6 protein-coding genes and 1 pseudogene are annotated in these 9,538 nt (G+C 54.0%); 3 read left to right on the top strand and 4 right to left on the bottom strand.

All coding sequences use genetic code 11. From position 1 onward, the window contains the following. A pseudogene (locus GOB85_RS17640) lies at nt 1-97 on the top strand (IS5/IS1182 family transposase); the annotation flags it as partial. Nucleotides 98-156: 59 nt separating this feature from the next. On the opposite strand, the gene GOB85_RS17635 reads toward GOB85_RS17640, so the two are convergent. From GOB85_RS17635 to GOB85_RS17620, 4 genes are all read right to left on the bottom strand, one after another. Continuing rightward, on the bottom strand, nt 157-3,381 hold the full coding sequence (locus tag GOB85_RS17635; RefSeq protein ID WP_173578721.1) for a UvrD-helicase domain-containing protein: 3,225 nt from the start codon (nt 3,379-3,381) through the stop codon (nt 157-159). Nucleotides 3,382-3,383: 2 nt separating this feature from the next. Continuing rightward, entirely contained in the window at nt 3,384-5,939 is a 2,556-nt protein-coding gene (locus GOB85_RS17630; protein ID WP_173578722.1) for a PD-(D/E)XK nuclease family protein, read from the bottom strand. 47 nt (nt 5,940-5,986) lie between these two features. Next, complete coding sequence (locus tag GOB85_RS17625) at nt 5,987-6,970, bottom strand: hypothetical protein (protein WP_173578723.1); 984 nt, start codon at nt 6,968-6,970, stop codon at nt 5,987-5,989. A 149-nt stretch (nt 6,971-7,119) separates the two neighbouring features. After that, entirely contained in the window at nt 7,120-8,124 is a 1,005-nt protein-coding gene (locus tag GOB85_RS17620) for a helix-turn-helix transcriptional regulator (RefSeq protein WP_173578724.1), read from the bottom strand. Between the two features lie 128 nt (nt 8,125-8,252). Between GOB85_RS17620 and GOB85_RS17615 the strand changes: the two genes are divergently transcribed. Together GOB85_RS17615 and GOB85_RS17610 are read left to right on the top strand one after the other, a co-directional pair. Then, nucleotides 8,253-8,444, top strand: coding sequence for a hypothetical protein (locus GOB85_RS17615; protein WP_173578725.1), 192 nt, complete (start codon nt 8,253-8,255; stop codon nt 8,442-8,444). A gap of 190 nt (nt 8,445-8,634) precedes the next feature. Next, a complete protein-coding gene (locus GOB85_RS17610) occupies nt 8,635-9,237 on the top strand; it encodes a hypothetical protein (protein WP_173578726.1) in 603 nt (200 codons plus the stop codon). The last annotated feature ends 301 nt before the right edge of the window (nt 9,238-9,538 follow it).

The following is a 9,538-nucleotide window of genomic DNA, read 5'->3' as shown; positions in this document are numbered from 1 at the left end:
GAAGGATGTCGAGACAACAATCTCGTCATCCTGCGCATGGTTGATGATTGCCCATATCCGCAGAGTTCTGCGAAAAATCAATCAAACCGCTTTCTGATTCAGGCTCTTAGGGTTGCGGACTTGAACCAAGTTCCGCAAACGAAATGTGATTCAAGACTATTCATGATATCTCCAAAAATCGTTTTTCTCACAGAGTTCGCTACCGTCACATCTGGCTAGCAGCAGTGCGGATTGCTCCACCAGTTCCAGCCTGCCATGGTCGATCCAGAAAACCGCCACCCCTTGCAGGGGCTGTTCTCGCAAAAAGGCTGGAACCAGCCGTGTATAGGCGGAGAGCTGTGGCCAATATGGGCCGAGCCCTTCGCCCGTGCCGCCGCTCTTGTGGTCAATCACGAGGCAGCCTTTGGAACCGATGGCCAGAAGGTCGATGATACCGGGGATTTCGGCACCTTCCGATGAATGGCCCAAAACCGGAACTTCACAGCGTAGATCCGTGTAGCCCTGCTCGGCGAGCCAGGTTTTCAGTTCTTCCGCGCGATCCGCCACCAAGGCGAGCGTCTCGACGTCAAGGCCGGTGGAGGCGGGCAACCTTTTCACCAAGCCTGGGCGCGTCAGATAGGTCCGCAGCGCCAAATGCAAGGCCGTGCCACGTGCGGCATCATTCACTGCACGTGGCCAAGGTGTGCCGAGAGGAATGCTTCGGCTCGCCGGAATATTACTGATGCTTCGGGTCTGTGATGGCTGGAGGCGCCAGGGTGTGAGCGGCGTGGCCGACAGGGCGATAGCCGCACCGAAGCAGGCCATACGCATGTCCTGAGCACCATCATATTTCGTCAACGGCGCGTAATTCGGTACGGACGTGATGACGGCAGGGCAATCAGTTCCGCCGATCCGCAGAGTGTCTGGACCGATCACGGGTGAGCAGGCATCCTCGAAAACGTGGAAAAGGCAGCTTGCTTCATGAGCAGTGTCTTCGCGAGCCTTCAGAAAATCGGGCCATTCCAGCACAAGTCGGTCACGCGCCCGCGTCAGCGCGACATAAAGAAGACAGCGAGCATTGGTTTCAAAGTCTGGACGTCTGTCCTCAATGAAACGCTTTTGTGCCTCGGCGGCGGCAAAAGATGGCGTATGAATCAGCCGAGCCGAAGCCAGCACCGAAGCCATGTCATCAATCCGATCAAGTGCATCGAACCGGGCTATGGTCGTGCCGGCCCGCTCCTTGATGTCGCCGTCGAATTCAGCGACCACCGTAATCGGCCATTCCCGCCCCTTCGAAGCATGCCAAGTAACAATCTCTACCGCTTCGGCGTTATCAGCGGCCGGATCCGGACGACGATCGAAATCACGTTCACTCGCACGGGAGTCCAACCAGCCAAGGAAAACCTTTATTGTTTCTCCGTGAAAACCCGAAGCCGCCTTGAGATCGCGATGTGCGGCTTCAAACTCTTCGGCCTCGGCTTCCAGTCGCAGCAGATCCGCGCGGGCTTGAGAGGCCCCCGACAGGCCCTGGGCCCAGCGTCTGATGCCTGCGCTTTCCAGAACCAGATCTAACGCCGCCGAAACCGGTAATACCCTCAACTGGTCTGCAAGCGCTGCCAGACGCTTCAACACAGCATCATTTACAAACAGGCCATCGATCTGCTGCGTAAGTGCTGTCTCCAGAGGGATAGGATCAGGACCAAGTGTCCGCAGCAGAAGTGCTGCGTGGATATCCTCCGGATTCGCAGCATATAGAAGCGCGGCGCGAGCGGTCTGTATCGCAGGACTTGCGGACCATCCATTTTCTGCAATGCGAACAGGAACGTCGCGTGAACGCAATTCCTCAGCATAGCGGGCAGCTGTGGCGTGACTACGGACCAGAAGCGCGATGTCGGAAGGACGCACTACACGTGCCTGACTGGTACGACGGTCAATAACCTTTTCCTGATCGGTCAGGATGCGCGCTATGCGCTCGGCCACATGCTCTTGCGGCGTCGAGGCGTTCCGCACTCGTCTGCCTTTGGTAATACTCAGCAGTTCCACCGCTGGTCCCGCCACCGGATCGCGGGTCGCGGACAACGGATTGTAGTCCGCGCCAAACAGGCCGGTTCCTACGGCATTCACGAATTGCATGACCTCTGGTGTCGAGCGCCAGTTATGAGTCAAAGGCTGTGTAGAATCGACATGTGCGGTAACCAGTGCCTGTAACAGTCGTGGGTCCGCCCCTTGAAACCCCATGATAGATTGTTTCACGTCACCCACCAGAAGTGTGCGTGACGCATGAGCCCCCAGTTGCCACAACAGGGCGAACTGCACGGGATTTGTGTCCTGAAATTCGTCGATGATGACGCAGTCGATCTCATCCAGGACGGCTTTTCGGACATCCGCGTCGGTACGCAGAAGACGCTCGGCGCCGATAATCATGTCGGCGAAATCAATTAGGCCAAGTTTGCGCTTGCAAGCATCGTAGACCTGCGCCACCTCCTGCGCACAAGTAACCAGACAACTAAGATGCAATTTTGCATCTGCAAGCGGACCGGGATGCATCGGCAGGACATCCGCTGCCTCCATGATTGCTGCCGCCCGATCATCATAGCCGGCCGGCGTCTTGGTGCGGATATTTGACGTGAAAAGTTTACGTAGTTTTTCCCAGATACCCCAGTCATGCCTGAGCAATTCCGGATTGTGCCGAACCTTGAGAAACAGAGTATGATTTTCTTCCAGTGTCTTGAGCGGTCCCGTGGCGGTAACACTAGCCATGCCACCCTCAGGAAAGTCCTCCAGTATGGTTTCGATTGCGGCAATCAGGCGGTCGTACGCGGCGGTGGGATTATCCAACACCGCACCATAAATCCTGTCCAGACGCGTCAAAGCCGGCTCGATCAAGCTCGGGGCGCACCCCGTGTCGCCAAGGCCACGCAGAAGCTCAATCATTGCCAGAACCTTGGTGCGTAAGGCGTCTTCGATTGTTTCCCCTTTCTGCCAACTGACGCGATATCCAAAACGTTCCGGTTCAGCCTTGATCGGATCGAGCGCCTCGGTGCGAGCAAGAGTCTGACGGATCAGAAGGTCTCGTTCCGCATCGCCCAAATGGCGCGGCTGTGGCGAAGCGCCGGCAGCCAGCGCATGCTCGGTCAGCAGCCGGAGGCCCAGCCCATGGATCGTCGAGACATAGGCACGTTCGACTGCCAAAGCTTCACTGATCAGTCCTTCCGCCAAAAGACCTGCCCGAATACGTTCGCGCAGTTCACTGGCTGCCACCTCGCTGTATGTCACAGCGAGGATGCGGTCGGGACGCACAAGCCTGCGTCGGACCGAGTCTGAGAGTTGACTCATTATCCGGTGCGTCTTGCCCGCCCCCGCACCCGCAGGAACGATCACCAGCCCATGATCCTGCGACATCCTCATTGCTCTACCTCGCGCATGAAAGCATGAACCAACGGGCTACCATCAGCCAGCGCATAGGGTGTGAACCCGCCTTTTTTCTCGAAGAAAGAGAAATCATCAGTGGTATTCAGCACAATCCGGCCCACTCCAAGTTCCGCCAGCCGTGTGGTCAACTGGGCAACTGCCGCCACATTGACCTCGTCGCCCATATCCTGGGCCAGCGTCCCCTTGACCATTGCAACACCGCTGCTCAACAGGCCGCCATCGTTCATCAGGTGGTATGCGATTCCGACCGGACGGCCAGTCAGCAATTCCATACTGTCCCCTTCCCGACGAACCGGCCGCGCTATCATGTCCCGGTACAAACCGGTCTGCAGGTCCCAGCCTGCATTCATCCGGTTGCGGCGACGGCGTGTACTGCTCTTCTTGTGGTCGACTACCAGCAGTGTGCCGTCGGGCAATTCAAGGATGACATCAGCCTTGCCGTGCAGGCGGACGCCGTGGGCCTCTCCCTCAAGCCAGAGTTCATTGCCGATGATTTTCGCACCCAGAGCATGCAGATGATCGCACCAGCGACGTGCAGCTGACAGAATGTCGCGTTCGAGACCACGACGCTCCATCTCCCATGATGCACTGCGAAGATATGAGGCATGACGTGTCAGGGCGCGTTCGTAGGCATCAGCTACAGCTGCAGCCAGCGCCTCATCCTCGGGGGGTGCCACATTGGGCAGGAACACATGCTCGAACACATCATGGGCGATATTACCCATGGTCAGCACATCCAGTGTATCGGCCGACCAGGACAAATCCGTCGCTCCGAGTTCATTGAGAAGCCAGGCAAGCGGACTCACAATCAGCGTTTCCAACCGGCTCGGGGATTGCGGTTTAGCCGCACCATCATCGTCGCGTCTGAGTGCCAGCAGATCATATCCGCTGAAATCCAGCGCATCAGGTAGGACCCGCAGATCCGGGACGGAAGGAATCTCGTGAAATATCACCGGCCAGTCCTGCGGTGCGACACGCGAAAGATCGATGATGAGATCTGCCGCGTCTGCAACGCCCTCAACCGCACGGGCGACAAGCGAAAGTCCTGCTGAAGGCGCATGTCGTACACCCGCCAGATCGCGATAAGGGACAAGGAAAGTTACACTACCGTTTGAGGCCTGAAGCTGTTCCGTGAAAAGATCAAGGCTGTGAGAGAGACTTTCGGCTCGGTTGCGCATCCTCAAGCCGGTCTTCTCGCGGATACGAATGATCTCACTGTCAAGAAACATGGGATTAGCGCGTGGCCGGACAGGATAAAGTCCTTCGGTAAAGTCGACGATGATCAGATGACGACAGGGACGCCACGGGCTTTCCCGAGGCGACCAAAGGCTGACTCCCTCCAGATTGTATGAAGACGCACCAGCTTCGGGAGATGCAATTTGCACGCTGCGCAGAATGACTTCCCAGTCCGGAGCACCATCTCCTGTGAGCAGGTGCTGCAGTGGAGCAAGACGTGCACGTATGATCTTGCCTTGTGGCAGACGGTCGCAGATCCGTTCCAACAGGAAACGAAGCTGCGCACGACTGCCAGCCGAAGCGCGGATATCATTCCAGAGAGTCACATGATCAGGGTCGGCTTCCAGAAGCTGACTGCGAAAATCTCCCTGGATCAGTTTTTCTGCCAGTTCGCGCCCTGTCTGCGCACTCCAGGGCATCAGGGGAGATAGCGCCAATGCAGCCAGCACCATTGCTGGTGTAGGCGACCGTTTTGCCAGAAGGAGATGCAGAACCATCTCACCCGGGACATCGCGTTCGGGCAGACATTCGGGCAGACCTGAAATCGGAACACCCTGCTCCCTGAATGCCCGGGCTACCTGACGTGGATCACCATCCACCATCACAGCAATTTCCCGTGCAGGGCACCCTGCCTCAATAAGCGTTCTGGCACGGGCGGCGGTAAAGTCTGCACACGCAGCAGGATCGCGCAATCCATAAACAGACAGAGTATCGTCAGCAGGAGCTGACCGCAGGTCCGGAGAGGATAACCCGTTCTGAAGGGCGCGGAGCCTGCTGCCTGCGGGCGCCGCTTCCCTTCGCTTCGACGGAGAAACTTCTCCGAATTCGGTGCGCAACCTGTCATACAGGGCCATCATGACACGAGGCGCCAACGGATCGAGCGATCCTTCAACGACAGGTAGTGGAGCGAGGAACTCTCCGAATGGCAGTTCCAGCACATGCCGCACAACCGCCAGACCGTCCGGCAATGCGCCTCCCATTCGGCGCCACAAGCCTGTCAGTGCGGCAAGATGCCGTTTCGCACGGCTTTCATCCAACTCATTAATCTGTGGCAACTTCAGATCAGACGTCGCCACGATCAGATCATTCAGTGCTGTGGATACCGCCACAACGGTTTCGGCGGGGGCGTTGGCAAGACTGTTTGCCCAAGTCGGATCAGGTGTCTCCATAATGACGCTCCCCGGATTCCATTCCGGGGGTATGGGTGCAAGCGAAAGCTCTGCCAGACGCACATCGTTCAGGCGATATTGCAGACCAGAATATGGGTCGGCAACCTGGAAGGAAAAAAACATCGGCACCCCGTCGAAGAATATTATGCCCTGAGCAAACAAACAGCCGATCAGTCGAAGCTTGTCACCGCCTGACGAAACAGTTTGGCCATTTCATGCTTCCGCTTCTGCCTTATTTCTTTGCCTGCTGTGCCTTTTGGCAGGGTGGCGTGTTCAATCCACGGGCCGCCGGAAACTTTCGGAGCCTGGAAAATTCCCGATCCGGACAGCCACATAATACGGTCGATTTCTGCCAGAGGGATGCCTGTTACGTGCGAAAAAAGCAGAATTTTTTCTATTGTTTCAAATGGTTGATTGTCGGGAATGGGATGCCCCGCTTTAGTAAAAGCGTATCCGACAACCTCGCAGGTATGAATATCAGGTTTAAAAAAATGTCTGTTCCCGAGATCTTTCAGGAAATTAAAAGCGAGCGCGTCTCCGACATACTTCACTCTGACCGCATTTACAGCCAGTTTAATGTTCTCTATCGTAACCCTGTTGACCGGAGTGTCTTCTGGAACCGGCCCGAATAAGGCCTCCTTCAGTGCAATCCCCGGGTGTTTTTTCTCGATTGCGCTAAATAATGTAGCTCCTTCCTGAATTGTGGTCAGGATTTTTACCCATGCCTTGGTCTTATTACGTAGTGGATCCTCCAGCGCCTGAATGTGATTCCGGGTATCACCCTTAATAATCTCCAGCCCGTTCTTATGTGCATTCAGAACATCGGCACAGAGGCTGACGAACCCCGTATCAGTGCAGGGATATTTTTCAGAAACATAGGTATAATTATAATCGCCTAAAACTGACTTGCCGAGAGCAGTCCAGTTGGAGTCATCAAGAAGATTTCTCGCACCGCCCCTGTTCTGTGAATTTATGCAGTACAGACGAAAAATATTATCATTCTCCAACGGTGGAGCCGTCGTCACCTGTCGTTCCACGAATTCTTCACGCGTTTCGCCTGTGCCTGCTTTCAATATATCGTCCGTAAGCCAGGACTCAGCAAGTTTCTTTGCATCCGCGAACGCCTGCAGTCCCTTTTTCTTATCGATATTCAACTACATATCTCCTTAAGCATTATAACACCTACAGAAAAACACTTGTTTTTGGGTGTTAGAGGCAAATAACCTGAGTTTTATCCTATATTTATCAATATATTATTGCCAAAGTATGTAGAAATATCAGCGAATAACGCCAGATACGGTCGTCATCGGAAGGCAGACATCATTTCCGGGGAACGCTCATGATGGTCTGCTGCAGAGCGTAGCAACTCATGCAATTCCGTGCGCAACTCGGCAGGAGCAAGAATCTGCACCGCTGTTCCCCACGTAAACAGGTGATAAGCTATTTCACGGAGACCACCTGCCTGGAAGCGCACCACCAGGCTTCCATCAGACAGAACCTCATGTGTCTGTGTCGGATGGAATATGTAATGTGCTGCCTGAGATGCTGATGTGGAAGAAAAACACAGCACGATATCACGGGGCGGCTCGTGATAGGCTCCGAAAGAATGACTGATAAAATTCTCTATGTTCCAGCCTTCAGGAGCAGGAAGCGCACGATTGTCAGATATTTCGATGGCCTGCATACGATCCAGCCGCCACAACGCCGGTTCCGTCTTTCCCATCTCGGGTCCGACCAGATAACAGGCGCTGTCATATAAAAGGCCCCATGGCGTGACGGTCCTGATCTTGCCCCTCGCGTTTGCGTAGAAAAAACGCACTGTGCATGCTGCCTTCAGCGCCATACGAATGGTTTCCAGCAATATCGGGTCAGTTATCGGTCTGGGCCCCGCCTGAAACGCGTGACCCTCAGCAAGTGTCAGAGCGCTGAGGTCCGGCGCCATACGGGCACGCATGGACGGGCGCAGGGCTGCCCTGACCTTATCCTGCAAGCTGGCCAGAAGATCGGCACGAACATTGCTGCCCCGGTTTGCCAGAGTTGTCACCGCAGTATGAAGTTCTGCCAGTTCATCCACTGTGGGAGTCTGCAGGAATCCGTCAAGTCCACCAGAAATGCGGAACCTTATGGAACGACCGTCTGTGATTTCCTCCATTTGCGGGAACAGTTCCGCGAGCGCAACACGCAGTCGGTCGGCAGTGCGGCGACTGACCCCCATTATCCGGGCCATATCATTAAGAGAAAGCCCTTCTGCGCTTCCGGCCATCTGACGCGCAAGGCGTAAAAGACCCACAGCTTTCTCATGACGCATGGCAACAGACTCCGGCTACGACCGTTTCTGTCGAAGATAGATCCTATTTATTGCAAACCGATAAACGGAGACACATTCACGGCACTGTGAGATTCTTTCCGTGCGAACACACACACAAAGGAATAAAAATGCGCCATGAAATCCGCGATCAAAACTATCATTTTCTCGGCGTAATCGAACAGGATGGAAGCCATCTCATTGCGCGCGACAGCAATTACCATACCGTGGGATATTATCGCGACGGAAAAACATACGACGATAATCATCATCTTGTTGCTTACGGAAATGTGCTTTCGTACCTTATTTACTGCGCGGATTAGTTTTGTTTACATAAAATAATAAGAAGTGCTTTATATAATTTGACCATTCTTTAAGAGGATGTTCGCAAAAAACGCCTAAGTATAACATTAAGGCAGCTACGCAAATATATTGTTTAAATATCGGGATCGAACCTTTTGCGGTTTGAATAAAGTCATACACTCACTGCCACTTCGGTAATGAAAGGACAACATGGTCTATTCTCTTAATGTGTCGGGGTACCCATGGCCCGTCATTTTTTCCGCTCTATATCTCGCGGATCAGGCAGGACATATTAAGAAATTAAATGTATCTCCAGAAACAATGCAAAGATACCAAACTGATAATTCTGCTATTGTACGAACAGAAGAACTTGGTTTCGATGCCGGGGCGGAAACAGCGCGGCGTGCGCTGAGACTCTGGAGATCTCTGACAGATACTGTTCTTGATAAAGCTGTCAGTCTTCTGTCAGAGTGCGGACACCGAATTCCATTTGGACCGATATTATTTATACTGAGAAGATCAAGGGATATGCTGCCTGAAATTGAAGCTATATGGCGGCTTTACGCACTCGACCGGGAAGGACTTGCCGATGTTATCAATCAGGCCCGGGAAAATGCCGACAGTTACAAAGAAAAGATAAAGATATTCCTCCCGGACTGGAATATGGCTCCCAAAATAGCTTCGGAAATGCGAACACTCGCCGCCAAGTGCGAATGGGACGATATCGTCGAATGGATCGACTGGTGCATGAAACAGGATGAAAAGAATACTCTATTTACTCGTTCCATTATGTCTCTGACGGGAAAGATATAAAATGTTCAGAATAAAAGTCATGTCTAGCCTGCGCAAACTGCGAGATCGTCATTTATGGCCATGGCGTCAGTTTCATCACATGCAACTTGCACTCATAGAGGCGCATGAACGCACAGACTGGCTAGAGCAGTTCCACTGAACTCTGAATCGAGAGGTGACACTGCAGGGGGAATGTGATTCACCGTTTTCCCTGATGGAGACGGTGATGGCACGAGCATTGAGTGATGATCTTCGGGAGCGGGTTCTGGAAGCTGGAACTGCAGGGGCATCAGCCCGCTCGATTGCGGCGCGGTTCGGTGTG

The organism is Acetobacter fallax, from assembly GCF_011516735.1.
In the GTDB taxonomy this organism is placed as follows: Bacteria; Pseudomonadota; Alphaproteobacteria; order Acetobacterales; family Acetobacteraceae; genus Acetobacter; species Acetobacter fallax.
Note: the sequence above shows the minus strand (reverse complement) of the source record. Positions and strands in the feature narration are given on the sequence as shown.